Source organism: Citrobacter sp. HN-141, assembly GCF_033341895.1.
Lineage (GTDB): Bacteria > Pseudomonadota > Gammaproteobacteria > Enterobacterales > Enterobacteriaceae > Citrobacter.
The window spans coordinates 457,806-484,424 of sequence record NZ_JAWPBF010000001.1 but is presented as its reverse complement, the minus strand read 5'-3'; the positions used below and the strand labels follow the sequence as shown (position 1 = coordinate 484,424).

23 protein-coding genes are annotated in these 26,619 nt (G+C 54.5%); 17 read left to right on the top strand and 6 right to left on the bottom strand.

All coding sequences use genetic code 11. From position 1 onward, the window contains the following. Positions 1-13 precede the first annotated feature (13 nt). Positions 14-2,029 carry a tRNA(Met) cytidine acetyltransferase TmcA gene (locus RYZ59_RS02305; RefSeq protein ID WP_318044616.1) on the top strand — a complete coding sequence of 672 codons (2,016 nt, stop codon included), beginning with the start codon at positions 14-16 and terminating at the stop codon, positions 2,027-2,029. 73 nt (positions 2,030-2,102) lie between these two features. Then, positions 2,103-2,801: an esterase gene (gene ypfH, locus RYZ59_RS02300; RefSeq protein ID WP_271448592.1), complete on the top strand. Its 699-nt coding sequence runs from the start codon at positions 2,103-2,105 to the stop codon at positions 2,799-2,801. A 92-nt stretch (positions 2,802-2,893) separates the two neighbouring features. Here the strand turns inward: ypfH and RYZ59_RS02295 are convergent, their stop codons facing one another. The 3 genes from RYZ59_RS02295 to RYZ59_RS02285 are packed head-to-tail and all read right to left on the bottom strand — an operon-like array spanning position 2,894 to position 4,609. Then, entirely contained in the window at positions 2,894-3,094 is a 201-nt protein-coding gene (locus RYZ59_RS02295; RefSeq protein ID WP_003835080.1) for a YpfN family protein, read from the bottom strand. A gap of 27 nt (positions 3,095-3,121) precedes the next feature. Continuing rightward, the gene (dapE, locus tag RYZ59_RS02290; RefSeq protein WP_137384763.1) at positions 3,122-4,249 is read right to left on the bottom strand and encodes a succinyl-diaminopimelate desuccinylase; all 1,128 of its coding nucleotides are present in this window, start codon (positions 4,247-4,249) and stop codon (positions 3,122-3,124) included. 3 nt (positions 4,250-4,252) lie between these two features. Then, the gene (locus RYZ59_RS02285; RefSeq protein WP_318044614.1) at positions 4,253-4,609 is read right to left on the bottom strand and encodes an ArsC family reductase; all 357 of its coding nucleotides are present in this window, start codon (positions 4,607-4,609) and stop codon (positions 4,253-4,255) included. Between the two features lie 388 nt (positions 4,610-4,997). On the opposite strand from RYZ59_RS02285, the gene ypfM reads away from it, so the two are divergent. Next, positions 4,998-5,057: a protein YpfM gene (gene ypfM / locus RYZ59_RS02280; protein ID WP_001386977.1), complete on the top strand. Its 60-nt coding sequence runs from the start codon at positions 4,998-5,000 to the stop codon at positions 5,055-5,057. Between the two features lie 74 nt (positions 5,058-5,131). On the opposite strand, the gene acrD is transcribed toward ypfM, so the two are convergent. Beyond that, positions 5,132-8,245 (bottom strand): multidrug efflux RND transporter permease AcrD, encoded by a 3,114-nt coding sequence (gene acrD / locus RYZ59_RS02275; RefSeq protein ID WP_318044613.1) that lies wholly within the window; start codon positions 8,243-8,245, stop codon positions 5,132-5,134. Between the two features lie 183 nt (positions 8,246-8,428). Beyond that, positions 8,429-10,126, bottom strand: a complete 1,698-nt coding sequence (narQ, locus tag RYZ59_RS02270; protein WP_318044612.1) for a nitrate/nitrite two-component system sensor histidine kinase NarQ — start codon at positions 10,124-10,126, stop codon at positions 8,429-8,431. A gap of 264 nt (positions 10,127-10,390) precedes the next feature. Between narQ and aegA the strand changes: the two genes are divergently transcribed. The 3 genes from aegA to RYZ59_RS02255 all read left to right on the top strand — a co-directional run bounded on the left by aegA (position 10,391) and on the right by RYZ59_RS02255 (position 14,181). Then, on the top strand, positions 10,391-12,370 hold the full coding sequence (gene aegA / locus RYZ59_RS02265; protein ID WP_318044611.1) for a formate-dependent uric acid utilization protein AegA: 1,980 nt from the start codon (positions 10,391-10,393) through the stop codon (positions 12,368-12,370). A gap of 67 nt (positions 12,371-12,437) precedes the next feature. After that, a complete protein-coding gene (nudK, locus tag RYZ59_RS02260) occupies positions 12,438-13,013 on the top strand; it encodes a GDP-mannose pyrophosphatase NudK (RefSeq protein WP_318044610.1) in 576 nt (191 codons plus the stop codon). A 124-nt stretch (positions 13,014-13,137) separates the two neighbouring features. After that, entirely contained in the window at positions 13,138-14,181 is a 1,044-nt protein-coding gene (locus RYZ59_RS02255) for a DUF1176 domain-containing protein (protein ID WP_318044608.1), read from the top strand. A gap of 82 nt (positions 14,182-14,263) precedes the next feature. Here RYZ59_RS02255 and tkt read toward each other — a convergent pair whose 3' ends face one another. After that, positions 14,264-16,258: a transketolase gene (tkt, locus tag RYZ59_RS02250; RefSeq protein WP_318044607.1), complete on the bottom strand. Its 1,995-nt coding sequence runs from the start codon at positions 16,256-16,258 to the stop codon at positions 14,264-14,266. A gap of 280 nt (positions 16,259-16,538) precedes the next feature. Here tkt and maeB point away from each other — a divergent pair, with 280 nt between their 5' ends. The 11 genes from maeB (at position 16,539) to eutG (ending at position 26,508) form a co-directional block, all read left to right on the top strand. Next, on the top strand, positions 16,539-18,818 hold the full coding sequence (maeB, locus tag RYZ59_RS02245; protein ID WP_318044606.1) for an NADP-dependent oxaloacetate-decarboxylating malate dehydrogenase: 2,280 nt from the start codon (positions 16,539-16,541) through the stop codon (positions 18,816-18,818). A 159-nt stretch (positions 18,819-18,977) separates the two neighbouring features. Further along, positions 18,978-19,313, top strand: a complete 336-nt coding sequence (gene eutS / locus RYZ59_RS02240) for an ethanolamine utilization microcompartment protein EutS (RefSeq protein WP_137384748.1) — start codon at positions 18,978-18,980, stop codon at positions 19,311-19,313. 12 nt (positions 19,314-19,325) lie between these two features. Next, positions 19,326-19,805, top strand: coding sequence for an ethanolamine utilization acetate kinase EutP (gene eutP / locus RYZ59_RS02235; protein ID WP_016153958.1), 480 nt, complete (start codon positions 19,326-19,328; stop codon positions 19,803-19,805). Then, positions 19,783-20,490, top strand: a complete 708-nt coding sequence (gene eutQ / locus RYZ59_RS02230) for an ethanolamine utilization acetate kinase EutQ (protein ID WP_137384747.1) — start codon at positions 19,783-19,785, stop codon at positions 20,488-20,490. Before eutP ends, eutQ begins: the two co-directional genes overlap by 23 nt. 9 nt (positions 20,491-20,499) lie before the next feature. After that, positions 20,500-21,303 carry an ethanolamine utilization cob(I)yrinic acid a,c-diamide adenosyltransferase EutT gene (gene eutT, locus RYZ59_RS02225; RefSeq protein ID WP_003835057.1) on the top strand — a complete coding sequence of 268 codons (804 nt, stop codon included), beginning with the start codon at positions 20,500-20,502 and terminating at the stop codon, positions 21,301-21,303. Further along, on the top strand, positions 21,300-22,316 hold the full coding sequence (gene pta / locus RYZ59_RS02220) for a phosphate acetyltransferase (RefSeq protein WP_318044602.1): 1,017 nt from the start codon (positions 21,300-21,302) through the stop codon (positions 22,314-22,316). Before eutT ends, pta begins: the two co-directional genes overlap by 4 nt. A 36-nt stretch (positions 22,317-22,352) precedes the next feature. Beyond that, a complete protein-coding gene (gene eutM / locus RYZ59_RS02215; RefSeq protein WP_003835054.1) occupies positions 22,353-22,646 on the top strand; it encodes an ethanolamine utilization microcompartment protein EutM in 294 nt (97 codons plus the stop codon). A 110-nt stretch (positions 22,647-22,756) separates the two neighbouring features. Beyond that, entirely contained in the window at positions 22,757-23,044 is a 288-nt protein-coding gene (gene eutN / locus RYZ59_RS02210; protein ID WP_137384744.1) for an ethanolamine utilization microcompartment protein EutN, read from the top strand. Positions 23,045-23,055: 11 nt separating this feature from the next. Next, positions 23,056-24,459, top strand: coding sequence for an aldehyde dehydrogenase family protein (locus tag RYZ59_RS02205; protein ID WP_318044601.1), 1,404 nt, complete (start codon positions 23,056-23,058; stop codon positions 24,457-24,459). Positions 24,460-24,491: 32 nt separating this feature from the next. After that, a complete protein-coding gene (eutJ, locus tag RYZ59_RS02200) occupies positions 24,492-25,331 on the top strand; it encodes an ethanolamine utilization protein EutJ (protein WP_318044599.1) in 840 nt (279 codons plus the stop codon). Then, positions 25,321-26,508: an ethanolamine utilization ethanol dehydrogenase EutG gene (eutG, locus tag RYZ59_RS02195; RefSeq protein WP_318044598.1), complete on the top strand. Its 1,188-nt coding sequence runs from the start codon at positions 25,321-25,323 to the stop codon at positions 26,506-26,508. Before eutJ ends, eutG begins: the two co-directional genes overlap by 11 nt. The last annotated feature ends 111 nt before the right edge of the window (positions 26,509-26,619 follow it).

Here is a 26,619-nt window from a genome sequence, read left to right as displayed (position 1 = left end):
TATTGAGGCAGGGATGTCTGACAATGCAGCACTGAGTGCGCTCACAGAACAGATGAGCCGCGAAGGGATTCGTCGTCTGTTGGTCATCAGCGGCGAAGAAAACTGGTGCCAGGCTCAAGCGTTAGCGCTACGCAAAACATTGCCCGGCGACTGGCTGTGGGTGGGGGCAACAGCCCCTGCTGAGCCGAACTGCACACCCCAGGCGCTACAGACGCTGTTAGGGCGTGAATTTCGCCATGCCGTTTTTGATGCCGGGCAGGGATTCGACGCGGCGGCATTTGCCGCACTCAGCGGCACGCTCCGCGCCGGGAGTTGGCTGGTGTTGCTGACCCCGCCCTGGCAGGACTGGCACACGCATCCGGACGCGGATTCCCTGCGCTGGAGCGACTGCGCTGAACCTATCCCAACACCGCACTTTGTTGAACACTTCAGGCGAGCAGTGGCTCGTGAAGGGGAAACGCTGCACTGGCAACAGCATCAGGCGAAATCCTATCCGCATTTTCCTGTGCGAGCAGACTGGCAGGCGGCAAACGGCGATCCCCAGCCGGAACAGGCGAAGATTTTACATCATTTACTGGATATGCCTCCGGGTGTGGTTGCGGTGACCGCCGCGCGTGGTCGGGGAAAATCCGCGCTGGCCGGGCAGTTGATTTCGCGTATGAAGGGGACGGCCATCGTTACCGCACCGGCGAAAGCGGCAACGGATGTACTGGCGCAATTTGCCGGGGAACGCTACTGCTTTATGGCGCCGGACGCGCTGTTAGCCAGTGCTGAAACGGCTGACTGGCTCGTTGTTGATGAAGCGGCTGCTATTCCTGCACCGCTTCTGCACCAGCTGGTTTCACGTTTTCCCCGCACGCTGTTAACGACAACCGTTCAGGGCTATGAGGGAACCGGCAGAGGGTTTTTGTTGAAATTCTGCGCTCGCTTCCCACATCTGCGGCGCTATGAATTACAACAGCCAGTGCGTTGGGCGCAGGGATGCCCACTGGAAAAAATGGTCAGCGATGCGCTGGTGTTTGATGATGAAACCTTTACGCATGCGCCACAGGGTGAGATTCGCTTCTGCGCATTTGATGCGAATGTCTGGCATACCAACCCGACGCTACCGCTGGCGGTCTATCAATTGCTCTCCGGTGCGCATTATCGCACCTCGCCACTGGATCTGCGCCGGATGATGGATGCGCCGGGTCAGCATTTTCTTCAGGCATCGGGCGTGGACGCTGTTGCAGGCGCTGTCTGGCTGGTGGATGAGGGTGGCCTATCCGCAGCGTTAAGTCAGGCTGTGTGGGCGGGATATCGCCGGCCAAGAGGCAACCTGGTTGCGCAGTCACTGGCGGCGCATGGCAGCGATCCGCTGGCCGCAACGCTGGTTGGCCGGCGGGTTAGCCGTATTGCGGTTCATCCTGCTCGCCAGCGGGAAGGTATCGGGCAGCAACTGATTATGCAGGCCCATCAGTATTCCTCGCAGTGTGACTATCTTTCCGTCAGTTTCGGTTATACGGCCGAGTTGTGGCGTTTTTGGCAGCGCTGCGGTTTTATCCTGGTGCGGATGGGGAATCATCGTGAAGCCAGCAGTGGGTGCTATACGGCAATGGCGTTACTTCCTATCAGTGATGCCGGGCAGCGTCTGGCTGAGCGGGAGCATCAGCGATTGCGTCGCGATGCGGCGATCCTCGCCCAATGGAATGATGAGCGTATCCCGGTCGTTCCACTGAACGCGTCTACGCTTAATGATGATGACTGGGATGAGCTGGCAGGGTTTGCCTTCGCGCATCGGCCGTTACTCACATCACTCGGTTGTCTGAGCCGTCTGCTCCAGCACTGTGCACAGCCTCTCCCGGCGCTGCGTGGGCGTTTACAGGAAAAATGCAGTGACGCGGAATTGTGCAAGCGGCTGAAGGTCTCGGGGCGAAAAGCGTTGTTGCTGGTTCAGCGTGAAGAGGCGGCACAGGCGTTAGCGCAGTTGGATACCGAACGTCAGCAATGGTTACGTAATCGCATTATGCAATGGCAATTTTTTCACTAACTTCTTCAATTTCCTGGCATGGTCATTGCGGTTAAGCGGCGTAGAATAATTCTCATCAGTTAAGGAGATCGCCATGAAACATGACCATTTTGTTGTTCAAAGTCCCGATAAACCCGCTCAACAGTTGCTGTTGCTGTTTCATGGTGTCGGCGATAATCCGGTAGCCATGGGCGAAATTGGCAGCTGGTTTGCGCCGCTGTTTCCGGATGCGCTAATCGTTAGCATTGGTGGGGCAGAGCCTTATGGTGCTGCCGGTGGCCGTCAGTGGTTTTCTGTTCAGGGTGTAACGGAAGAGAACCGTCAGGCGCGTATTGATGCCATCATGCCGGTGTTTATCGAAACCGTTCGCTATTGGCAGAAACAGAGTGGTGTGTCACCTCAGGCTACCGCGTTGATTGGTTTTTCTCAGGGGGCGATTATGTCACTTGAGAGTATCAAAGCTGAGCCAGGGCTGGCATCGCGGGTCATTGCCTTTAATGGCCGTTACGCCACCTTGCCGGAAGCGGCTACCACTGCTACCACAGTGCATTTGATTCACGGCGGTGAAGATCGGGTGATTGAGTTATCTCATGCCGTTGCTGCGCAGGAAGCGTTAATTCGTGCAGGTGGGGATGTGACGCTGGATATCGTCGAAAATCTGGGGCACGCCATTGATGAACACAGCATGCAGTTTGCGCTCGACCATCTGCGTTTTACCGTGCCGAAGCACTACTTTGATGAAGCGCTGAGCGGTGGTAAGCCTCACGATGATGATGTGATTGAGATGATTTAACCTGTAGGCCGGATAAGGCGAAGCCGCCATCCGGCATGACAGTCAGTGATAGTGCCGGATAGCAACGTGATATGTGTTATCCGGCCTACAAATTATTTCTTCGGCTGATCCTTGTTCGGCCAATCGTCGTCATCGTCCCATTTATCGTTAAAATCACGATGCGGGGGAAGCTCCGGCTTATTGGCGAGAAACTTCTTGTGGTCGACACGCTTAAGATCTTTGATCACATTCAGCAGTACCCCCACCAGAAACACCAGCACTAAAATCCACCAATATTTTGCCAGCCAGTCCATGCTTATTTCCTCTTGCAGGAACACTCATCAGGCGACGAGTTGTTCCATGATACGTTGATACATACGGGCAAGTAGCTGCAGGTCGGCGGCATTGACGCATTCATTTATTTTATGAATGGTGGCATTGACCGGCCCAAGTTCCACCACCTGTGCCCCCATGCGGGCAATAAAGCGCCCGTCGGACGTCCCGCCTGTCGTCAGTAACTGCGGTTTAATCTCATTATAGTGCTCAATGGCGTTCACCACTGCATCCACCAGTTTACCGCGTTCGGTCAGGAACGGTTGGCCGGAAAGCCACCAGTCTACTGTGTAACGCAGTTGGTGCTTGTCCAACAGTTCCAGTACCCGCGACTTAATCATTTCGTCGTTTAATTCGGTGCTGAAACGGAAGTTGAACTGAATAAACAGTTCGCCGGGGATGACGTTGTTGCTGCCCGTGCCTGCCTGAATATTGGCAATCTGCATGCTGGTTGCCGGAAAGAACTCATTGCCCTGATCCCATTCAATCGCCACCAGCTCATTGAGCATTGGCGCAGCCCGGTGCACCGGGTTATCAGCCAGATGCGGATAGGCCACATGCCCCTGTACGCCATGAATAGTCAGGTTGCAGGTGAGGGAACCACGACGTCCATTTTTCACCACGTCACCGACGATTTCGGTGCTGGACGGCTCACCGACCAGGCAATAATCCAGCCGCTCATTGCGCGCCATCAGCGTTTCAACGACCTTCACGGTGCCGTTTTTAGCGCTGGCTTCTTCGTCTGACGTTATCAAAAATGCCAGACGCCCTTGATGGTTCGGATGTTGGGCGACAAATCGCTCTGCCGCCACGACCATTGCCGCCAGCGAACCTTTCATATCGGCCGCACCGCGCCCGAACAGCATGCCGTCGCGAATGGTCGGTTCAAACGGCGGATTGATCCACCGATCAACATCGCCTGCGGGCACTACGTCGGTGTGACCGGCAAATGCCAGGGTCTCACCTTTTCCGCGCCATGCCCAAAAATTCTGTGTGTCACCAAAATCCATTCGCTCAACGGTAAAACCTACCGCACGCAGACGTTCAATCATTAACGCCTGGCACCCGGCATCATCCGGGCTCAGGGAAGGTCGGCGAATAAGCTGCTGTGTCAGCTCAATAACCGGGCACGACATAGACTACACCTCATTAAAAAACAGAGTATAACTGGATTCACTGAAACCAAGCAGCATAGGCTTACCGGGCTCGCAGAGCAATGGGCGTTTGATAATTGCAGGCATTTCAATCATCAATGAGGCGGCAGCAGCGGCATCCGTGATTTGATTACGCGTTGCTTCATCCAGTTTGCGCCAGGTGGTTCCCCGCGTATTGAGCAGCGCCTCCCAGCCTAACTCGCTGATAAAGGACTGTAACAGCGCGTTGTCCAGACCGTCGACACGATAATCATGGAAGCGGTAGTCAATACCCTGCGTTTCCAGCCAGCGTCGGGCCTTTTTAATTGTATCGCAATTCTTAATGCCGTAGAGGGTGATCATGTGAATCCTTATTAACGTATTTTGAATACTTATTCTTGTATTCTCGCGTTTCTGATAATACATATTGTCATTCATTCGTTATAGAAAAATATAACATTGTTGAACAACGGTGAATAATGATTCCTGAAAGTTCCAAAATTTCACGTCGATCGGTATTTCAGAATAAACCTGTTTGCATCAGTCTGTTTTTCCATCAAAATTGTCAAAGTCGTAGATTATGTGTGAATATTTCAAAATATTGCAGTGAGTCACATAAAATTTATGGGTATAGCGCATAGTGATGACATGACCCCAGGCACTGGAGGATGTAATCACAACCATCGGTTAAATTATCTTCTTTTAATGAGGATGATTTCGTAGAATGCCCATAATAATAAGAGAGGTCGTTATGATTGAACGTGAACTGGGGAACTGGAAAGACTTTATCGAAGTGATGCTTCGTAAATAATTTTCTGGAAGAAATTCATATCCTGAAAAGGATGAAAAAGGCGACTCATCGTAAGTCGCCTTTTTTGTGCCCGATTATTCTGGGCGTGGCTTCAGCGGGAAGCGTCTACGCACCAGCACAAAGAACAGCGGGACGAAGAAAATCGCCAGAATGGTGGCTGAAATCATCCCACCCATGACACCGGTCCCAACCGCATGCTGGCCGCCGGAGCCAGCACCGCTGCTGATTGTCATCGGCAGTACCCCGAAGATAAACGCCAGCGATGTCATGAGAATCGGACGTAAACGTTGGCGACACGCATGCAGCGTAGCGTCGAGCAGGTCGTGCCCTTTTTCGTTCATCTCGTTGGCGAATTCAACAATCAGTATCGCGTTCTTCGCCGATAGCCCGATTACCGTTAATAAGCCGACCTGGAAATAAACATCGTTTTCCAGACCGCGCATCCAGGTCGCCAGCAGCGCGCCAATGACCCCCAACGGTACGACCAGCATAACGGAGAACGGTACCGACCAGCTCTCGTACAGTGCAGCCAGACACAGGAACACGACCAACAGCGAAATGGCGTACAGGGCAGGAGCCTGAGATCCCGATAACCGTTCCTGATACGACATCGCCGTCCATTCAAGGCCAAATCCGGTTGGTAACTGGCGAACCAGCGACTCCATCACGTCCATTGCCGTACCAGTACTGACTCCGGGTGCGGCTTCGCCGACGATTTCAACAGCAGAATAACCGTTATATCGCTCCAGACGCGGTGAGCCGGTTTCCCAGCGAGAAGTGGCAAACGCGGAGAATGGCACCATGCCGCCGCTGCTATTGCGCACATACCACAGGTTAATATCGTCCGGGAGCATGCGGTATTTTGCCGCAGCCTGGACGTAAACCTTCTTCACACGGCCCCTGTCCATAAAGTCGTTTACGTAACTGGAGCCCCACGCCGTCTGCAATGTGTCATTGATGTCGTCAATGGAAACGCCCAGCGCCTGAGCCTTACGCTGATCAATATCAATTTGCAGTTGCGGACTGTCATCCAGACCGTTATGGCGAACACGGGTCAGTGAAGCGTCTTTCCCGGCCAGCTCAATGAGTTTGTCGCGTGCGGCCATTAACGCGTCATGGCCTGCACCAGCGTGGTCCTGTAATTCCATATCAAAACCGGCGGAACTACCAAGACCGCTGATGGCCGGAGGACTACTGGCGAAGACGCGGGCTTCTTTAATCTTATTGAAGGCTTTGGTCGCGCGTTCGATAATGGCGAAAGACGTCCCGGTAGTGGTGTCGCGCTGATCCCAGTCTTTTAAGCGGACAAACATACGCGCCACGTTTTGACCGTTCCCGCCAGGGCCGGAACCGACCGTGGAAAAGACCGACATAATGTTGTCTTTTTCGTGGGTGAAGTAGTACTTCTCGACTTCCTCAACGACTTTTAATGTTTGCTGCTGCGTGGAGCCGCTCGGCAACTGTACCGAGGTGGTAAACATCCCGCGGTCTTCTAACGGCAAGAAGGACGTTGGCAGGCGTAGGAACAGGAACACCATCCCGCCAAGCAGCAGTCCGTAGATCAGTATCCAGCGCAGGCTGCGATGCAGGATCCGGGCAACGCCTTTTTCGTAACGCTCAGCGTTGCGGTTAAACATCCGGTTAAACCAGCCGAAGAAGCCTGTTTGACCATGATGCTCACCTTTATGCAGCGGTTTAAGTAGCGTAGCGCACAGGGCAGGGGTGAGGATCATCGCCACCAGAACGGACAGCACCATCGCGGAGACGATAGTAATCGAGAACTGGCGATAAATGGCCCCAGTAGTGCCGCCAAAGAAGGCCATTGGAATAAAGACCGCCGACAGCACCATGGCGATACCGACCAGCGCGCCCTGGATTTGCCCCATCGATTTTCGCGTCGCTTCACGTGGTGAGAGACCTTCCTCACTCATAATACGCTCGACGTTTTCCACCACCACGATAGCGTCATCAACCAGCAGGCCGATCGCCAGCACCATCGCAAACATTGTTAAGGTGTTAACGCTGTAGCCAAAGGCGTAAAGCACGGAGAAGGTACCCATCAAAACGACAGGAACGGCGATGGTGGGAATCAGCGTGGCACGGAAATTTTGCAGGAACAGGTACATCACAAGGAAAACCAGCGCGATAGCTTCGAGCAGCGTTTTCACCACATCGATAATCGACGCTTTGACGAAGGAGGTGGTTTCATAGGCCACCTTGTATTCCAGCCCGTGCGGAAAATACTGCGACAGCTCATCGAGGCGGTTGATGACCAGTTCCGCTGTTGCCATTTCATTGGCGCCGGAGGCCAGTTTCACCCCAAGTCCGGACGCGGGGTTGCCATTAAAGCGGCTAAGGTAGTCGTACTTCTCGGCCCCCATTTCGACCGTTGCCACATCGCCTAGTCTGACTTCCGAGCCGTCCTGGTTAACGCGTAGTGTAATATCGCGGAACTGTTCCGGCGTTTGTAGTAGCGACTGCGCGTTGATCGTCGCATTCAACGCCTGTTTGTCCACCGAAGGGGTACCGCCAAGCTGACCAACCGCAATCTGCGCATTCTGTGACTCGATAGCGTCAGTCACATCTTTGGCGGTCATCTGGAAGCTGTTAAGTTTGGCCGGATCGAGCCAGATACGCATGGAATACTGTGAACCGTAAGCATCAATATCCCCCACACCGTTAATACGGCTAAGCGGGTCCTGAATATTACTTGCCACGTAGTCGGCAATATCTTGCTTATCCATTGAGCCATCGGTAGACACAAAAGCGATGGTCAGAATATTGGTATCCCCGGTTTTTCGCACCGTAACACCCTGATCCTGTACCGCCTGCGGCAGTTTACGCATCGCCGATTGCAGCTGGTTTTGCACCTGCTGTACAGCTTCATCAGGATCGGTCCCGGCAACGAAGCTAAGCGTCACCGTCGCCTGACCGGTTCCGCTGCTTTGGGATGACATATACATCAGATTGTCGAGACCCGTCATGTTCTGCTCGATAACCTGGGTCACCGTGTTTTCCAGAGTTTGTGCAGATGCGCCTGGATAGTTTGCGGTAACCCGCACGTTTGGCGGTGCCAGGTCGGGATATTGCTCAACGGGCAGCGAAAAAATAGCCAGGGCTCCCGTTAGGCACAACAGGATAGCTAACACCCAGGCAAAAATGGGGCGATCGATGAAAAAATTCGCCATTAAAAGGGGACCTCGTGTTTCTGCGTATATTTATGCGTATGACTTGCTTACTGTAGCGGCAAGGTACGGGGCAAACGTGGAGAAAAAAAGAAGATAATGTAAATTATCATGCCCGTTTACAGCGTACCTTTTGTGCCAACGCCGTCAGGCCTGAATTCAGGCTTTCCGACGCTTTGCTGTTCTTTACGTTAGCTGACTGTCGGTCTCTGCCGATCGAAAGCTGATGCTCACCAGCGTGCCTCCTCCGGAAGGTTGCGAGAAGGTCAACGTACCGCTGAGCCTCTCTGCGCGCTCACGCATGATATTCAGACCGTAGTGCCCCGTAGGCTCATGAGGCTCACCGATGCCGACACCGTTATCACGGATATAAACGGTATGATTACCATCCGGTGCGGTCACGCAACTGACCGCAATTTCGCTGGCATTGGCATGCTTAATGGCATTCAGCACCGCTTCACGGACGATCTGTAACAGATGCACCTGCATTTGCGCGTCCAGTGCCAGTGTTGGCAGCCGACAATCGAGAGTCAGTTTAGCCGATGTTTGATTTTGCAACGTTTCCAGCATTTCATGCAGAGCGGAAGGCAAATCGGCCTGCTGTAGGGTCAGGCGAAAGGTGGTAAGCAGCTCACGCAGTTGGCGGTAAGCATCATTCAGCGCCTGGGAGAAGTCCGCCATGATGCTTTGCGCCGGAACGTTATCCTGCGGAATAGCTCGTTTTAGTAGCGTAAGCTGAATACGTAAATAAGAAAGTACCTGCGCCAGCGAGTCGTGCAGCTCGCGGGCGATGGTTGCTCGCTCTTCCATTAGCAGCAACTGCTGAAAGTGCTTTTGCGCCTGGTTGAAGTACAGCCCGCGCCCGAGCATCGTTGATACGCTGTTGAGCAGTGGCGTGGAAGCATTCACATTCGGGCTTTGCCAGTGCAGTTCACCGTAAACCGTATCTTGCATTGTGACGGGCAGGATCTGCATCGGCAGTTCAGGGCTTGCCGTTCCTTCGCTGATTCGCCAGTTATCACCGACGGTGAGCTCCAGGAAATACGCGGCGTCATGTTCGCGGACAATCTGTAAAATATGGCGGAAGCAATACACGTCAATCTGGCTGGTATTCAGTGCCTGGGAACATTGATATAACACTTCCAGGCGGCGATTGGCTTCGTGGAGATCGTGGGTTTTCTCGGCGACGGAGGCTTCCAGCGAGCGGTACAGCTTATGCAACTCACTCGACATCTGGCTAAACGTCTTCGCCAGTAATCCCAGTTCGTTGGGGAGTTGTGTATCCAGCGGTGAGATATCAAACCGACCGTGTTCAATATGCTGGCTGGCCATCACCAGCTTATTCAGCGGGCGCACGACCTGCTGGCGAATACGCCGTAGCGTAAAGAAGACGAGGGTGAAGATACCGATCCCTCCCGCCAGCGATATGCCAAAAACCAACATCACCTTGCGCTCGGCATAATGCTGCAACGCCAGCACAAAGAGATCGATTTGATCGACGTAGTTGTTGATATTGGACTGATACCACGGCAAATCGCCATTGGTCAGGCGGGCGTTCATTTCCAGCCAGTTCGCATGCAGGCGGCCATAGCGACTTTTTACCGCTTGCGGCACATACCACGCATTCAGATTCTGAAGTGCCGGTGAGTTTAGCGCCTGCTGGAAAAGCTGACGGTGGGCGTTTAACTGCGGGCTCTGGCTTTGCAAATCGTAACCTAATCGATAGCTTTGCATACGCAGAGAGCCGGCAATATTGATGGCTTCAGCATCCCGCAAGCTGCTGGTCAGCGTAAGCAGTGCAATACCCGTTGAGAGAATCGACAGCAACACTATATAGAAAAAAGCCTTAGCCAGGCTGGCCGAGACCGGACGCTTTACCGTCACTTGCGCACCCTCACACAATTCACGCCACGCTCCGACTCAACCTGAACGATTCAGCGTATTTGATAAATGTTAAAAAAGTAATCATAAAACTGAACGTTAAATGAAACACAATTTCATATTCGATGAAATAAATTGATCTGCCACAGGTTCTGGATAAATAGTTGTGCTTCCTGGGCAAATGAACATTGCCGCCCTCTTCAGGGTCGGTTAATAACAACAGTCATATAAAGAATAAGGTTTTCGCAACCAAAAAAGAAGGAAGCCATGAATCGTTTTATTATGGTCAATAGCCAACAGTGCCTGGGATGCCACGCCTGTGAGGTCGCCTGTGTCATGGCCCACAATGACGAGCAACATGTCCTGAGCCAACGGCATTTTCAGCCCCGAATTACCGTCATCAAGCATCAGCAACAGCGCAGTGCAGTCACCTGCCACCACTGCGAAGATGCCCCTTGCGCCAGAAGTTGCCCGAATGGGGCCATTAGTCATGAGCACGACAGCGTTCAGGTGAATGCGCAAAAGTGTATTGGCTGCAAATCATGCGTCGTTGCCTGTCCTTTTGGTACGATGCAGATCGTACTTACTCCTGTCGCTAAAGGAAAGGTAAAAGCAACGGCGCACAAATGCGACCTGTGTCAGGGGCGTGAAGAGGGCCCGGCTTGCGTGGAGAACTGTCCGGCGCAGGCGTTGCAACTGGTGACGGAAAACTCGCTTACCGGATTATCAAAAGCACGTCGGCTGCGTACGGCGAGTCTTGAAAGTCAGCCCTGGCATGCCAGCGCGACCGATTTTACGCCCCATCAGCTCACCAGGCGTGAGCAGATGCAGGCGACGACGCCGCGCGGTGAACCGGATAAATTGGCGATAGAAGCCCGTAAAACCAGCTTTGATGAAATATACCTGCCATTTCGTACGGCGCAGGCGGAGCGGGAAGCGTCTCGTTGCCTGAAATGCGGCGAGCACAGTATTTGCGAATGGACCTGTCCGCTACATAACCACATCCCGCAGTGGATTGAACTGGTCAAAGCCGGGAACATTGATGCGGCGGTAGAACTTTCTCACCAGACTAACTGCCTGCCGGAGGTGACCGGGCGCGTCTGTCCACAGGACCGACTGTGCGAAGGGGCCTGCACGGTGCGGAACGAACATGGCGCGGTGACTATCGGCAATATTGAACGTTATATTTCTGACCGTGCGCTGAGCAAAGGATGGCGACCCGACCTTAGCCATGTGCAGAAAGTCGATAAACGTGTCGCCATTATTGGCGCAGGTCCGGCCGGTCTGGCCTGCGCGGATGTGTTAGCGCGAAATGGCATCTGCGCTACCGTGTTCGATCGTCATCCAGAAATCGGCGGCTTGCTGACGTTTGGTATTCCGGCTTTCAAGCTGGACAAATCGTTGCTGGCGCGCCGCCGTGAAATCTTTAGCGCCATGGGTATTCATTTCGAACTTAACTGCGAAGTGGGTAAAGACGTGGCGCTCTCCTCGCTGCTGGACGATTACGACGCCGTATTTGTGGGAGTTGGTACCTATCGTTCGATGAAAGCCGATCTGCCAAATGAAGATGCGCCGGGCGTTTATGATGCGCTGCCGTTCCTGATTGCCAACACCAAGCAGGTGATGGGGCTGGAGGAACTGCCTGAAGAGCCGTTTATCGATACCGCAGGATTGAACGTGGTTGTGCTGGGCGGAGGCGATACGGCAATGGACTGCGTGCGAACCGCGCTGCGTCATGGCGCAAGCCAGGTGACCTGCGCTTATCGCCGTGATGAGGCCAACATGCCGGGCTCGAAAAAAGAGGTGAAGAACGCGCGTGAAGAAGGAGCAAACTTCGAGTTTAACGTCCAGCCGGTTGAGCTGGTGTTGCATGCCGATGGACGCGTCAGCGGTGTACGTTTTTTACGTACTCAGCTTGGCGAACCGGATGTGCAGGGCCGTCGTCGCCCGGTTCCCATCGCCGGGAGTGAGTTTGTCATGCCCGCTGATGCGGTGATCATGGCGTTTGGTTTTCACCCACACGGCATGCCGTGGCTGGAGTCGCATGGCGTTAAGGTTGATAACTGGGGGCGCATTGCCGCTGATGTTGAAAGCGCATACCGTTATCAAACCAGCAACCCGAAAATCTTTGCTGGTGGTGATGCAGTTCGCGGTGCGGATCTGGTCGTTACTGCGATGGCGGAAGGGCGACATGCCGCACAGGGCATCATTGACTGGCTGGGTGTAAAATCAGTCAAATCTCACTAGCCTAAGGTCAAGACAAACCCGGTTTCACGGCGTAGTATTATTTCTCACTTCTTGCTGTGGAGCCGGTATGTCGCAAAAAATTACCCTCATCAAAGATAAAGTCCTTTCTGATAACTACTTCATCCTGCGCAATATCACCTATGACCTGACCCGCAGCAATGGCGAGGTCATTCGCCACAAACGTGAGGTTTACGATCGCGGTAACGGCGCCACAGTTTTACTGTATAACCCGGAGAAAAAAAACGTCGTGCTGACTCGTCAGTTTCGTATTGCGACCTGGGTCAACGGCAATGAAAGTGGACAACTGATTGAAGCCTGCGCCGGGTTGCTGGACAACGATGAGCCGGAAGTTTGCATTCGTAAAGAAGCCATTGAAGAGACCGGCTTTGAAGTGGGCGAAGCACGGAAACTTTTTGAGTTATATATGTCGCCGGGCGGCGTGACGGAGATCATTCACTTTTTTATCGCGCAATACAGTGACAGCCAACGGGCCAATGCGGGTGGCGGTATTGAAGATGAGGATATTGAAGTACTGGAATTGCCTTTTGAACAGGCACTATCGATGATCAAAACGGGTGAGATTTGCGACGGGAAAACGGTGCTGTTACTTAACTACCTGCAATCGTCGCATCTTATGGATTAGCGGTCAGGGTTTATATTTCTTTACAAAGATACAGGCCAATCCGACGATTCTTATTGAGCCTCATCAGTCGCGCAAGGAAGATACCGCCTGGGCTGTGTGTTTTGATTTTGGGGTTGTACCGTCCATGCGCTATCGCATTATTTTCGTGTTCCTGCTCGGCCTACTACCGGCCCGCTTGCTGTGGGCGGCGCCTGCACAGCAGGCATTTTCTGATTGGCAGGTGACCTGCAACAATCAAAACTTCTGCGTGGCGCGAAATACGGGAGATCATCACGGCCTGGTGATGACCCTGAGCCGCAGTGCCGGGGCGCATACCGATGCCGTGTTGCGTATTGAACTTGGCGGTATGGATTCTCCTGATGTCAAAGAGGCCGATATTGCGCCGCGCTTGCTGCTGGATGGCACGCCACTTCCCCTGGCCGGTGAACACTGGCGTATTACGCCCTGGCATTTGATGACGGATGATCCGGCTACCATCGGGACATTTTTACAAACTGTGCAGGATGCGAAAGCCATTACCCTGCAAAAAGGTACGCAAACGCTTTCTCTGTCTGGGCTGAAAGCAGCATTGTTGTTTATTGATGCGCAACAAAAGCGCGTTGGTAGCGAAACCGCCTGGATTGAGAAAGGAGACGAGCCGCCGCTCAGCGTTCCGCCGGCTCCCGCGCTGAAAGGTGTGGCGGTGGTTAATTCCACGCCAACGGCACTCACTCAACAGGAGCGTAGCGAGCTGTTGGATTATGGCAACTGGCGGATCAATGGCATCCGCTGTTCACTCGATCCCATGCGTCGTGAGATGCGGGTTTTCGCCTTAACGGACGATAAAGCTCTGCTGATGATCGGCTGCGAAGCAGGGGCATACAACACCATCGATCTGGCATGGACCGTTTCTCGAACCACGCCGTTTACCTCTCGCGCTGTACGTCTGAGCCTGCCATTTAAAACTGATGCAGACAGTACCGACATGGAGCTGACCAATGCCACGTTTGACGAGAAATCTCGTGAGTTGGTCACTCTAGCCAAAGGGCGAGGTTTATCGGACTGCGGGATCCAGACACGCTGGCGGTTTGACGGCCAGCGCTTTCGTTTGGTGCGTTACGCACAAGAGCCAAGCTGTGATAACTGGCATGGACCAGATGCCTGGCCCACGCTGTGGATCACGCGTTAATTTAATGCCGGATGCGACAGCGCCTTATACGGCCTGATGGTGATAGATTTCGTAGGCCTGATAAGACGCGTGAGCATCGCCATCAGGCGTTCAGCACCTTATGCGCTTTGTCGACAATGTTCTCCACCGTAAAGCCGAAGAACGGGAACAGCTTGTCCGCCGGGGCGGATTCTCCATATCCCGTCATGCCGACAATAGCCCCTTTCAGGCCGACGTATTTGTACCAGTAGTCGGCAATACCCGCTTCTACTGCCACGCGTGCGCTCACGTTTGCCGGCAGAACCGATTCCCGGTAAGCCTCATCCTGGGCGTCGAAAATATCCGTTGAGGGCAGTGAAACTACGCGGACATTGCGGCCTTCACCCGTCAGTTTTTCCGCCGCCAGCAATGTAATTTCCATTTCTGAACCTGTAGCAATCAGGATGACATCGGGTTTTCCTCCACCGTCTTTCAGCACATAGCCACCGCGGGCAATCTGCTTCACCTGCTCGGGTGTACGTTCAATCTGTGCCAGATTCTGTCTGGAGAGGATCAACGCCGTGGGTCCGTCATGGCGCTCCACCGCCAGTTTCCAGCCGACCGCTGTCTCCACCTGATCGCACGGACGCCAGGTGCTGAAGTTAGGTGTCAGGCGCAGGCTGGCGAGTTGTTCGACGGCCTGGTGCGTCGGCCCATCTTCTCCCAGGCCAATCGAGTCATGGGTATAGACCATAATCTGCCTGGCTTTCATCAGTGCCGCCATGCGTGCGGCGTTACGCGCATACTCGACAAACATCAGGAAGGTCGCCGTGTACGGCACAAAACCACCGTGATGAGCGATGCCGTTGGCAATGGCGGTCATGCCAAACTCACGCACGCCGTAGTGAATATAATTGCCGGCGGGATCTTCTTTCAGGGACGCAGAGCCTTTCCAGATAGTCAGGTTGCTGGGCGCGAGATCTGCCGAACCACCCAGCAGTTCAGGAAGTATTGGCCCGTAGGCATTCAGCGTATTTTGCGAAGCTTTGCGGCTGGCGATTTTGGCCGGATTAGCCTGCAGTTCGGTAATGTATTTCTGGGTTGTTTTTTCCCATTCGTCAGGGAGTTCGCCGCGCATCCGGCGGGTAAACTCTGCTGCCAGTTCCGGGTATGCGTGTTGGTAAGCCGCGAATTTCGCATTCCAGTTCTGTTGCGCTTTTTCCCCTTTTTCGCGTGCATCCCATGCCCGGTAAATGTCTTTCGGGATCTCAAAGGCCGGGTGATGCCAGCCCAGTTTCTGCCGGGTCAACGCCACTTCTTGTTCACCCAGCGCGGCGCCGTGCGCTTCTTCTTTTCCTGCCTTATTGGGGGAGCCAAAACCAATCACCGTCCGACAAATAATCAGCGACGGCTTATCGGTAACGCGCTGTGCTTCCACAATCGCTTGCTTCACGGCTTCAGGGTCGTGGCCGTCAATCTCGTGCACCACATGCCAGTGATAAGCTTCAAAGCGTTTCGCGGTATCGTCGGTAAACCAGCCTTTGGTTTCGCCATCAATCGAGATACCGTTGTGATCGTAGAAACCGATCAGCTTACCCAGCCCCAGCGTGCCCGCCAGTGAGCAGGCTTCGTGAGAAATCCCTTCCATCAGACAGCCGTCACCCATAAAGACGTAGGTGAAGTGACTGACAATTTCGTGATCCGGCTGATTAAATTGTGCAGCCAGCGTCCGTTCAGCTATGGCCATCCCAACCGCGTTTGCGAGTCCCTGACCCAGTGGACCCGTGGTGGTTTCCACGCCCGGTGTGTAGCCAATTTCCGGGTGACCTGGCGTTTTTGAATGGAGCTGACGGAAGTTCTTTAATTCTTCGATCGACAGGTCGTAACCGGAAAGATGCAACAGGCTGTAAAGCAGCATTGAGGCGTGGCCGTTGGACAGAATAAACCGGTCACGATCGTACCAGCTGGGGTCGGTTGGGTTATGGCGTAGAAAATCGTTCCACAGCACTTCGGCGATATCGGCCATCCCCATTGGTGCTCCAGGGTGGCCGGAGTTAGCTTTTTGGACGGCATCCATACTCAGCGCACGAATGGCATTGGCAAGCTCTTTACGGGTCATAGGAAATACTCCTTGAAAAGTAAAGCGTTAGATGCGTGTTGTGATTCACACTTTTGGGAAAATTGCGGGCGTTGTCAGCAAAAAGCATAGCAGACAGGCATGGTATTGCTGGCTTAAGCAGGTAACATAGCTGTTATAAATTGATAACAAATTCTTTCTTTGAATGGTGAGAGTTTGGAGGCCTTCAAAGTTTGTGCCGCTGACTGAGGTGATAATGTGCGGCTCAGCAGAATGGTTACCCGCGCCACTTTTTTGATAGATACGTGAAAGGAACAACAAGATGGATGACCAGTTAAAACAAAGCGCCCTCGATTTCCACGAATTTCCGGTACCCGGTAAAATCCAGGTTTCTCCGACCAAGCCGCTGGCGACACAGCGCGATCTTGCACTGGCCTACTCGCCGGGCGTAGCTGCACCGTGCCTTGAAATTGAAAAAGACCCGCTGGCGGCCTACAAATATACCGCACGTGGCAACCTTGTGGCGGTTATCTCTAACGGTACTGCGGTGCTGGGACTGGGTAACATCGGTGCGCTGGCCGGTAAACCCGTAATGGAAGGTAAAGGCGTTCTGTTTAAGAAATTCGCCGGAATTGACGTGTTCGATATTGAAGTCGATGAACTCGATCCGGATAAATTTATCAATGTGGTTGCGGCCCTGGAACCCACGTTTGGCGGTATCAACCTCGAAGATATTAAAGCGCCGGAGTGCTTCTACATTGAGCAAAAATTGCGCGAGCGCATGAATATTCCGGTATTCCATGATGACCAGCACGGCACTGCGATTATCAGTACGGCCGCAATTCTTAACGGTCTGCGGGTGGTCGAGAAGAATATTTCTGATGTGCGCATGGTGGTGTCCGGTGCAGGCGCTGCGGCGATTGCCTGTATGAACCTGCTGGTGGCGCTGGGTATGCAGAAGCACAACATTGTGGTCTGCGACTCCAAAGGCGTGATTTACAAAGACCGCGAGCCGAATATGGCGGAAACCAAAGCGGCTTATGCGGTGGTAGATGACGGTAAGCGTACGCTGGATGACGTGATTGACGGCGCAGACATTTTCCTCGGCTGCTCGGGTCCGAAAGTATTGACTCAGGAAATGGTCAAGAAAATGGCCCGTGCGCCAATGATCCTGGCACTCGCCAACCCGGAACCGGAAATCCTGCCGCCGTTGGCGAAAGAAGTCCGGTCTGATGCCATCATCTGTACCGGTCGTTCCGACTACCCGAACCAGGTCAACAACGTCCTGTGCTTCCCGTTCATCTTCCGTGGTGCGCTGGATGTGGGTGCTACCGCCATCAACGAAGAGATGAAACTGGCTGCGGTACACGCGATTGCGGAACTGGCGCATGCTGAACAGAGCGAAGTCGTGGCTTCGGCTTACGGCGATCAGGATCTGAGCTTCGGCCCGGATTACATTATTCCTAAACCGTTTGACCCGCGTCTGATTGTCAAAATCGCGCCAGCGGTAGCGAAAGCGGCGATGGATTCCGGCGTGGCGACGCGTCCGATTACCGACTTTGATGCTTACATCGATAAGCTGAGTGAGTTCGTCTACAAAACCAACCTGTTCATGAAGCCGATTTTCTCGCTGGCACGTAAAGCGCCGAAGCGCGTGGTGCTGACGGAAGGGGAAGAAGCGCGTGTACTGCATGCAACGCAGGAATTGATCACCTTAGGCCTGGCGAAGCCGATCCTGATTGGTCGTCCGAGCGTGATCGAAATGCGCATCCAGAAACTGGGGCTGCAGATCAAAGCCGGTGTTGATTTTGAGATCGTCAACAATGAATCCGATCCACGCTTCAAAGAGTACTGGAGCGAGTATTACCAGATCATGAAGCGTCGCGGTATTACTCAGGAGCAGGCGCAGCGCGCAGTGATCGCCAACACCACGGTGATCGGCGCGATCATGGTGCAGCGCGGTGAAGCGGATGCGATGATCTGCGGCACAATTGGCGACTATCACGAGCATTTCAGTGTGGTGCAAGCCGTATTCGGTCACCGTGACGGTGTGCATACGGCGGGGGCGATGAACGCGCTGCTGCTGCCAAGCGGCAACACCTTTATTGCCGATACCTACGTCAACGACGATCCTACGCCGGAGCAATTGGCTGAAATCGCCGTGATGGCGGCTGAAACCGTGCGTCGCTTCGGTATCGAACCGAAAGTGGCGTTGCTGTCGCACTCTAACTTTGGCTCTTCCAATTGCCCATCCGCCAGCAAAATGCGCGACGCGCTGGAGCTGATTAAGGCGCGTGCGCCTGAGCTGATGATCGACGGTGAGATGCACGGCGACGCCGCGCTGGTAGAAAGCATTCGTAACGATCGGATGCCGGACAGTCCGCTGAAAGGCTCCGCCAATATTCTGGTGATGCCGAATATGGAAGCGGCGCGTATTAGTTACAACTTACTACGCGTGTCCAGCTCTGAAGGCGTAACGGTCGGCCCGGTGCTGATGGGGGTCGCTAAACCTGTTCACGTATTAACACCGATCGCCTCTGTTCGTCGTATCGTTAATATGGTGGCGCTGGCGGTCGTAGAAGCCCAAACTCAGCCGCTGTAATTTCACTTTAATTATTTCCGGCGCGGGGTTCTCCCGCGCCTTTTTATTTTTCATTTCTTAGTGATCTACTTCACCTTTTAAACCCACTTGCCGAATTTTGTTATTTACTCTGACAAAAAATTGCCACGATGAGGACAGTTTTAGCGGAGGCGGTGAGCAATGGAAAAAGAACGCATCATTCAGGAATTTGTGCCGGGGAAACAGGTCACGCTGGCGCATCTCATTGCGCACCCTGGCGAAGAACTGGCGAAAAAGATCGGCGTTCCCGAAGCGGGTGCTATCGGCATCATGACGCTTACGCCGGGCGAGACCGCGATGATTGCCGGTGATTTGGCTATGAAGGCCGCGGATGTACATATCGGTTTTCTCGATAGATTCAGCGGTGCGCTGGTGATCTACGGCTCTGTTGGGGCGGTCGAGGAAGCATTATTGCAGACCGTTAGCGGCCTGGGTCGGGTATTAAATTTCACTTTGTGCAACCTGACAAAAAGTTAATCAGAGGCGGCGATGAAACGTATTGCGTTTGTCGGTACGGTCGGGGCGGGGAAAACAACGCTTTTTAATGCGCTCCAGGGAAATTATTCCCTCGCCAGAAAAACGCAGGCCGTGGAGTTTAATGAAAACGGTGATATCGATACACCCGGAGAATATTTTAGCCATCCGCGCTGGTATCACGCCTTAATTACTACGCTGCAAGATGTTGATACGTTGATTTATATACACGCGGCAAATGATAAAGAAAGTCGCTTACCTGCCGGGCTGTTGGATATCGGCGCCAGTAAACGACAAATCGCCGTTATCAGCAAAACGGACATGCCGGATGCCGACGTCGCCGCAACGCGACAACTACTTCGCGGGATAGGGTTTCAGGAGCCAATTTTTGAACTCAATAGCCATGACCCGCGCAGCGTGCAGCACCTGGTGGATTATCTGACTGAGCTCAGCCAAAAGGAGGAAAGGGCAGGTGAAAAAACTCATCACAGCTAACGATATTCGTGCGGCCCACGCACGCGGCGAACAGGAATTGTCGGTTGTTCTGCGCGCCAGCATCATCACCCCGGAGGCTCGCGAGGTCGCGGAGCTGCTGGGCGTCACTATCACTGAATGCGACGAATCAGCGCCAGTTGCAGCAACTGCCGCGGCAGCCGCTCCAGCGGATGATGGCAAATCGGAAAGTCAGCGCATTCGCGAAACCATCATCGCGCAACTGCCGGAAGGGCAGTTCACCGAAAGCCTGGTCGCGCAGCTGATGGATAAAGTCATGAAGGAGAAGCAGTCGCTGGAGCAGGGCGGAATGCAGCCGAGCTTTAACTCGGTTACCGGCAAAGGCGGCGTGAAAGTCATTGACGGCAGCAGCGTGAAGTTTGGTCGTTTTGACGGCGCTCAACCGCACTGTGTTGGCTTAACCGACTTAGTGACTGACCAGGACGGCAGCAGCATGGCCGCCGGTTTCATGCAGTGGGATAACGCTTTTTTCCCATGGACGCTGAACTACGACGAAATCGACATGATTCTGGAAGGCGAACTGCACGTTCGTCATGAAGGCGAAACCATGATTGCGAAAGCCGGGGATGTGATGTTTATCCCGAAAGGTTCCAGCATCGAATTTGGCACGCCATCGACCGTGAAATTCCTGTATGTGGCCTGGCCTGCGAACTGGCAGTCCTGCTAAGGCGGATGTATGAAGGATTTCATTACCGAAGCATGGCTAAGAGCGAATCATACGCTCAGCGAAGGGGCTGAAATTCATCTCCCCGCTGACGCTCGCCTGACGCCGTCTGCCCGGGAATTACTGGAAAGCCGACATCTGCGCATTAAGTTTATCGACGAGCAGGGCAGTCTGTTTATCGATGACGAAGAACAGCAGCCGCAGCCGGTGCATGGTTTAACCAGTAGCGATACGCATCCACAGGCCAGTTGCGAACTGTGCCATCAACCGGTGGCGAAGAAACCGGACACCCTGACGCATCTGACGGCGGACAAGATGGTCGCCAAAAGTGACCCTCGGCTGGGATTTCGCGCCGCGCTGGACAGCACCATCGCCCTGGCCGTGTGGTTGCAGATTGAGATGGCAGAACCGTGGCAGCCGTGGCTGGCGGATATCCGCTCGCGCCTGGGCAATATTATGCGCGCTGACGCCATGGATGAGCCGCTGGCAGCACAAGCTGTCGTGGGTTTAAGTGACGAAGATTTACACCGTCTTTCGCATCAACCGCTGCGCTATCTGGACCACGACCATCTGGTGCCTGAAGCCAGTCATGGACGTGATTGCGCACTGCTTAATCTGCTGCGTACCAAAGTCCGTGAAACGGAGACGGTGGCGGCCCAGGTGTTCATCACTCGCAGTTTTGAGGTTATGCGACCGGACATTATGCAGGCGCTCAACCGCCTTTCCAGTACGGTCTACGTGATGATGATTCTGAGCGTTGCGAAGCATCCGCTGACGGTTAACCAAATTCAACAGCGACTGGGGGAGAAGCAATGATCATTGAACGTGCTCGTCAACTCGCCCAACGCTCACCGGCACGGGTGGTATTCCCGGATGCGCTGGATGTCCGGGTGCTGAAGGCGGCGAATTACCTGCACCAGCACGGTCTGGCACATCCCATTCTCGTCGCCAGTCCGTTTGCGCTGCGCCAGTTTGCCCTCAGTCACCGGGTGGCAATGGATGGCATTCAGGTTATCGATCCGCAAAGCAATCAGCCAATGCGCGAAGAGTTTGCGCTGCGCTGGCTGGCCCGCGCGGGAGATAAAACGCCTGCGGATGCGCTGGAAAAACTCAACGATCCGCTAATGTTCGCCGCGGCAATGGTCAGCGCGGGTAAAGCTGACGTCTGCATTGCGGGCAATCTCTCATCAACAGCGAACGTGCTGCGTGCCGGATTACGCATTATCGGGCTACAGCCTGGCTGTAAAACGCTGTCGTCAATTTTCCTGATGCTGCCGCAGTACCTTGGGCCGTCATTAGGGTTCGCCGATTGCAGCGTGGTGCCGCAGCCAACTGCTGCACAACTGGCGGATATTGCGATTGCCAGTGCGCAGACCTGGCAGGCCATTACCGGAGAAGAACCGCGTGTCGCCATGCTGTCCTTTTCAAGTAATGGTAGTGCGCGCCATCCTAACGTCGCTAACGTGCAGCAGGCGACCGAGATCGTTCGTGAGCGTGCCCCGCAGCTTATTGTTGATGGTGAACTGCAGTTTGATGCCGCTTTTGTACCGGATGTCGCCGCGCAAAAAGCGCCTGCCAGTCCGCTACACGGCAATGCCAATGTGATGGTCTTCCCGTCACTGGAGGCAGGCAACATTGGTTACAAAATCGCTCAGCGCCTGGGAGGGTATCGTGCCGTCGGTCCGTTGATTCAAGGGCTTGCCGCACCGCTTCATGACCTTTCTCGCGGCTGTAGCGTACAGGAAATTATCGAACTGGCGTTGGTGGCAGCAGTGCCGCGCCAGACTGACGTGAGTCGTGAAAACGCCTCGCACACACTGGTTGTTTAGGTCCCGTTCTGGACCCCTTAATGAGAGGAAAACACAATGGAAGCATTAGGAATGATTGAAACCCGGGGCCTGGTTGCACTGATTGAGGCTTCTGACGCAATGGTTAAAGCGGCACGCGTGAAGCTGGTTGGCGTGAAGCAGATCGGTGGCGGTCTGGTTACTGCCATGGTCCGTGGCGACGTAGCGGCATGTAAAGCGGCAACGGACGCAGGTGCTGCTGCAGCACAGCGCATTGGTGAACTGGTTTCTGTACACGTGATCCCGCGTCCGCACGGCGATCTGGAAGAAGTGTTCCCGATCAGCTTTAAAGGCGACAGCAACGACATGTAAGTCGTCCATGTGACGCCACATCATTGCTGGCGTCACCCTCTCTCCTTTTCACATTACCTTCTGCGGAGGGTAGGGGGAGCTTTTACCTGAAATATGCCACGGAGGCGGGTATGAAACTGGCAATCGTCACAGGACAAATCGTTTGTACCGTACGCCATCAGGGACTCGCGCACGATAAGTTGCTGATGGTGGAAATGATTGATGCCCAGGGAAATCCTGACGGGCAGTGTGCTGTTGCGATCGACAGCATCGGGGCGGGAAACGGAGAGTGGGTGCTGCTGGTCAGCGGAAGCTCAGCCCGTCAGGCGCACCATAACGAATCATCGCCTGTCGATTTGTGCGTGATTGGCATTGTCGATGAAGTGGTGGCAGGTGGTCAGGTGATCTTCCATAAATAAGGCAGAAAATCATGAATCAACAGGATATTGAACAGGTCGTGAAAGCGGTACTGCTGAAAATGAAAGACAGCAGCCAGCCCGTCAGTGCCGTTCAAGAAATGGGCGTTTTTGCCTCCCTGGATGACGCAGTGGCGGCTGCAAAACTGGCCCAGCAGGGGCTGAAAAGCGTCGCTATGCGCCAACTGGCCATTCACGCTATTCGTGAAGCGGGCGAAAAATACGCCAGAGAATTAGCGGAACTTGCCGTTAGTGAAACCGGCATGGGACGCGTTGAAGATAAATTTGCCAAAAACGTGGCGCAGGCTCGTGGCACACCGGGTGTGGAATGCCTGTCTCCACAGGTTCTGACCGGCGATAACGGCCTGACCTTGATTGAAAACGCGCCGTGGGGCGTGGTGGCTTCGGTGACACCGTCCACCAACCCGGCGGCAACCGTCATTAACAACGCCATCAGCCTGATTGCCGCGGGCAACAGCGTGGTCTTTGCCCCGCACCCGGCGGCGAAGCGTGTTTCTCAGCGCACCATCACTTTGCTCAACCAGGCGGTGGTTGCTGCGGGTGGCCCGGCGAATCTGCTGGTCACCGTTGCCAACCCGGATATCGAAACCGCTCAGCGTCTGTTCAAGTACCCTGGCATCGGCCTGCTGGTGGTAACCGGCGGCGAAGCGGTAGTGGAATCGGCACGTAAGCACACCAACAAACGTCTGATTGCCGCCGGTGCGGGTAATCCGCCAGTGGTGGTCGATGAAACGGCCGATCTGGTTCGCGCCGCGCAGTCCATCGTTAAAGGCGCCTCGTTTGATAACAACATCATTTGCGCCGACGAAAAAGTGCTGATTGTTGTCGACAGTGTCGCCGATGAGCTGATGCGTCTGATGGAAAGTCAGCATGCGGTCAAGCTGACGGCGGCCCAGGCTGAGCAACTGCAACCGGTGCTGCTGAAAAATGTTGATGAGCGCGGCAAAGGTACGGTCAGCCGTGACTGGGTCGGGCGTGACGCTGGAAAAATCGCTGCGGCTATTGGCCTGAACGTACCGGATCAAACCCGGTTGTTATTCGTCGAAACTCCGGCCACGCATCCATTCGCTGTCACCGAACTGATGATGCCGGTACTGCCAGTGGTGCGGGTTGCCAACGTTGATGAGGCCATTGATCTGGCCGTCGCGCTTGAAGGCGGTTGCCACCACACGGCGGCAATGCACTCACGCAACATCGACAATATGAACCGTATGGCTAACGCCATTGATACCAGCATTTTCGTCAAGAATGGGCCGTGTATTGCAGGCCTGGGACTCGGCGGCGAAGGCTGGACCACGATGACCATTACCACGCCAACCGGGGAAGGGGTGACCAGTGCGCGCACGTTTGTGCGTCTGCGTCGCTGTGTGTTGGTGGATGCGTTTCGCATCGTATAACAGTTAGCCCATCAGGCTATAGGGAGAAAGAGATGGCGCACGACGAGCAACGTTGGCTCACACCCAGACTGCAAAAAGCGGCAACGCTATGTAACCAGACGCCTGCCGTGAGCGAATCACCGCTGTGGCTGGGCGTTGATTTGGGAACATGTGATGTGGTGTCGATGGTTGTCGACAGCGATGGGCAGCCGGTTGCGGTCTGTCTGGACTGGGCTGATGTTGTGCGCGATGGCATCGTTTGGGATTTCTTCGGTGCGGTGACCATCGTTCGTCGCCATCTCGATACGCTTGAACAACAGTTAGGTTGCCGTTTTACCCATGCGGCGACTTCATTCCCACCGGGAACCGACCCGCGTATCTCCATCAACGTGCTGGAATCCGCCGGGCTTGACGTGAGTCATGTGTTAGACGAGCCGACCGCGGTGGCGGATCTGTTGCAACTCGATAATGCTGGCGTGGTGGATATCGGTGGCGGAACCACCGGGATTGCCATTGTTAAACAGGGCAAGGTGACCTACTCCGCCGATGAAGCGACCGGTGGACACCACATTTCCCTGACGCTGGCCGGAAATCGTCGCATTCAGCTCGAAGAAGCTGAGCAGTACAAGCGCAGCAACGGTAAAGAAATTTGGCCGGTGGCGAAGCCGGTCTACGAAAAGATGGCGGAAATCGTAGCTCACCATATTGCAGGACAGGGAGTTACCGATTTATGGCTGGCCGGTGGTTCCTGCATGCAGCCGGGAGTCGATGAGCTGTTCCGTAAGCGTTTTCCGGAACTGCAAGTGCACTTACCGCAGCACAGCCTGTTCATGACCCCGCTGGCGATTGCAAATAGCGGAAAAGAAAAAGCGGAAGGAATCTATGCAAGCTGAATTGCAGACCGCGCTCTTTCAGGCATTCGATACCCTGAATCTGCAACGCGTAAAAACGTTTAGCGTTCCCCCGGTTACGTTATGTGGACTGGGAGCGCTCAGTACCTGCGGACAGGAAGCGCAAACGCGCGGACTGACGCATATGTTCGTCATGGTTGACAGCTTCCTGCATCAGGCAGGGATGACCGCCGCACTGGAACGCAGTCTGGCGATGAAAGGTGTGGCGATGACGTTGTGGCCGTGCCCGGTGGGCGAACCGTGCATTACGGACGTCTGCGCGGCGGTAGCGCAACTGCGTGAATCGAAGTGCGACGGCGTCGTGGCCTTTGGCGGCGGTTCCGTACTGGATGCGGCCAAAGCGGTCGCTCTGCTGGTGACCAACCCGACCCAGACGCTGGCTGACATGGACGAATGCAGCGTGTTACGTCCACGGTTGCCACTGATTGCTGTACCGACTACCGCCGGAACAGGCTCAGAAACCACCAACGTCACGGTGATTATTGATGCCGCAACCGGGCTGAAGAAAGTGCTGGCGCATGCAACCCTGATGCCGGATGTGGCAATTCTGGATGCCGCGCTGACGGAAGGTGTGCCCGCGCACGTGACAGCAATGACCGGAATTGATGCGCTGACCCATGCAGTGGAAGCCTACAGCGCGCTGAACGCGACGCCGTTTACCGACAGCCTGGCGATTGGTGCGATTGCGATGATCGGCAAATCGCTGCCGAAGGCCGTCGGCTACGGTCAGGATTTGGCGGCACGCGAAAGTATGTTACTGGCCTCCTGTATGGCCGGAATGGCGTTTTCCAGTGCCGGGCTGGGCTTATGCCACGCAATGGCGCACCAGCCGGGGGCGACGCTGCACATCCCGCACGGACAGGCTAATGCCATGCTGCTGCCCACGGTAATGGGGTTTAACCGCATGGTGTGTCGCGAACGCTTCAGCCATATCGGGCGGGCATTAACCAATAAGAAATCGGACGATCGTGACGCCATCAGCGCGGTTAGCGATCTGATTAACGAGGTGGGCCAGACCAAACGACTCTCTGACGTTGGGGCAAAGCCCGAGCATTACAGCGCATGGGCTCACGCCGCGCTGGAGGATATTTGTATTCGCAGTAACCCTCGCACCGCCACACAGGCACAGATTATCGACCTGTACGCGGCTGCTGGGTAATGCCTGTAGGCCGGAGAAGGTGCGCGCACCGCCATCCGGCAATAACACGGCGTTAATGCCGGAGGCGACGTAAACGTCTTATCCGGCCTACAAATCACAAATGACAGGGAG

Excerpts from the sequence above, each read along its gene's own strand:
- RYZ59_RS02305 (WP_318044616.1), top strand. The coding sequence starts at position 14 with ATGTCTGACAATGCAGCACTGAGTGCGCTCACAGAACAGATGAGCCGC.
- ypfH (WP_271448592.1), top strand. The coding sequence starts at position 2,103 with ATGAAACATGACCATTTTGTTGTTCAAAGTCCCGATAAACCCGCTCAA.
- RYZ59_RS02295 (WP_003835080.1), bottom strand. The coding sequence starts at position 3,094 with ATGGACTGGCTGGCAAAATATTGGTGGATTTTAGTGCTGGTGTTTCTG.
- dapE (WP_137384763.1), bottom strand. The coding sequence starts at position 4,249 with ATGTCGTGCCCGGTTATTGAGCTGACACAGCAGCTTATTCGCCGACCT.
- RYZ59_RS02285 (WP_318044614.1), bottom strand. The coding sequence starts at position 4,609 with ATGATCACCCTCTACGGCATTAAGAATTGCGATACAATTAAAAAGGCC.
- acrD (WP_318044613.1), bottom strand. The coding sequence starts at position 8,245 with ATGGCGAATTTTTTCATCGATCGCCCCATTTTTGCCTGGGTGTTAGCT.
- aegA (WP_318044611.1), top strand. The coding sequence starts at position 10,391 with ATGAATCGTTTTATTATGGTCAATAGCCAACAGTGCCTGGGATGCCAC.
- nudK (WP_318044610.1), top strand. The coding sequence starts at position 12,438 with ATGTCGCAAAAAATTACCCTCATCAAAGATAAAGTCCTTTCTGATAAC.
- RYZ59_RS02255 (WP_318044608.1), top strand. The coding sequence starts at position 13,138 with ATGCGCTATCGCATTATTTTCGTGTTCCTGCTCGGCCTACTACCGGCC.
- tkt (WP_318044607.1), bottom strand. The coding sequence starts at position 16,258 with ATGACCCGTAAAGAGCTTGCCAATGCCATTCGTGCGCTGAGTATGGAT.
- maeB (WP_318044606.1), top strand. The coding sequence starts at position 16,539 with ATGGATGACCAGTTAAAACAAAGCGCCCTCGATTTCCACGAATTTCCG.
- eutS (WP_137384748.1), top strand. The coding sequence starts at position 18,978 with ATGGAAAAAGAACGCATCATTCAGGAATTTGTGCCGGGGAAACAGGTC.
- eutP (WP_016153958.1), top strand. The coding sequence starts at position 19,326 with ATGAAACGTATTGCGTTTGTCGGTACGGTCGGGGCGGGGAAAACAACG.
- eutT (WP_003835057.1), top strand. The coding sequence starts at position 20,500 with ATGAAGGATTTCATTACCGAAGCATGGCTAAGAGCGAATCATACGCTC.
- pta (WP_318044602.1), top strand. The coding sequence starts at position 21,300 with ATGATCATTGAACGTGCTCGTCAACTCGCCCAACGCTCACCGGCACGG.
- eutM (WP_003835054.1), top strand. The coding sequence starts at position 22,353 with ATGGAAGCATTAGGAATGATTGAAACCCGGGGCCTGGTTGCACTGATT.
- eutN (WP_137384744.1), top strand. The coding sequence starts at position 22,757 with ATGAAACTGGCAATCGTCACAGGACAAATCGTTTGTACCGTACGCCAT.
- RYZ59_RS02205 (WP_318044601.1), top strand. The coding sequence starts at position 23,056 with ATGAATCAACAGGATATTGAACAGGTCGTGAAAGCGGTACTGCTGAAA.
- eutJ (WP_318044599.1), top strand. The coding sequence starts at position 24,492 with ATGGCGCACGACGAGCAACGTTGGCTCACACCCAGACTGCAAAAAGCG.
- eutG (WP_318044598.1), top strand. The coding sequence starts at position 25,321 with ATGCAAGCTGAATTGCAGACCGCGCTCTTTCAGGCATTCGATACCCTG.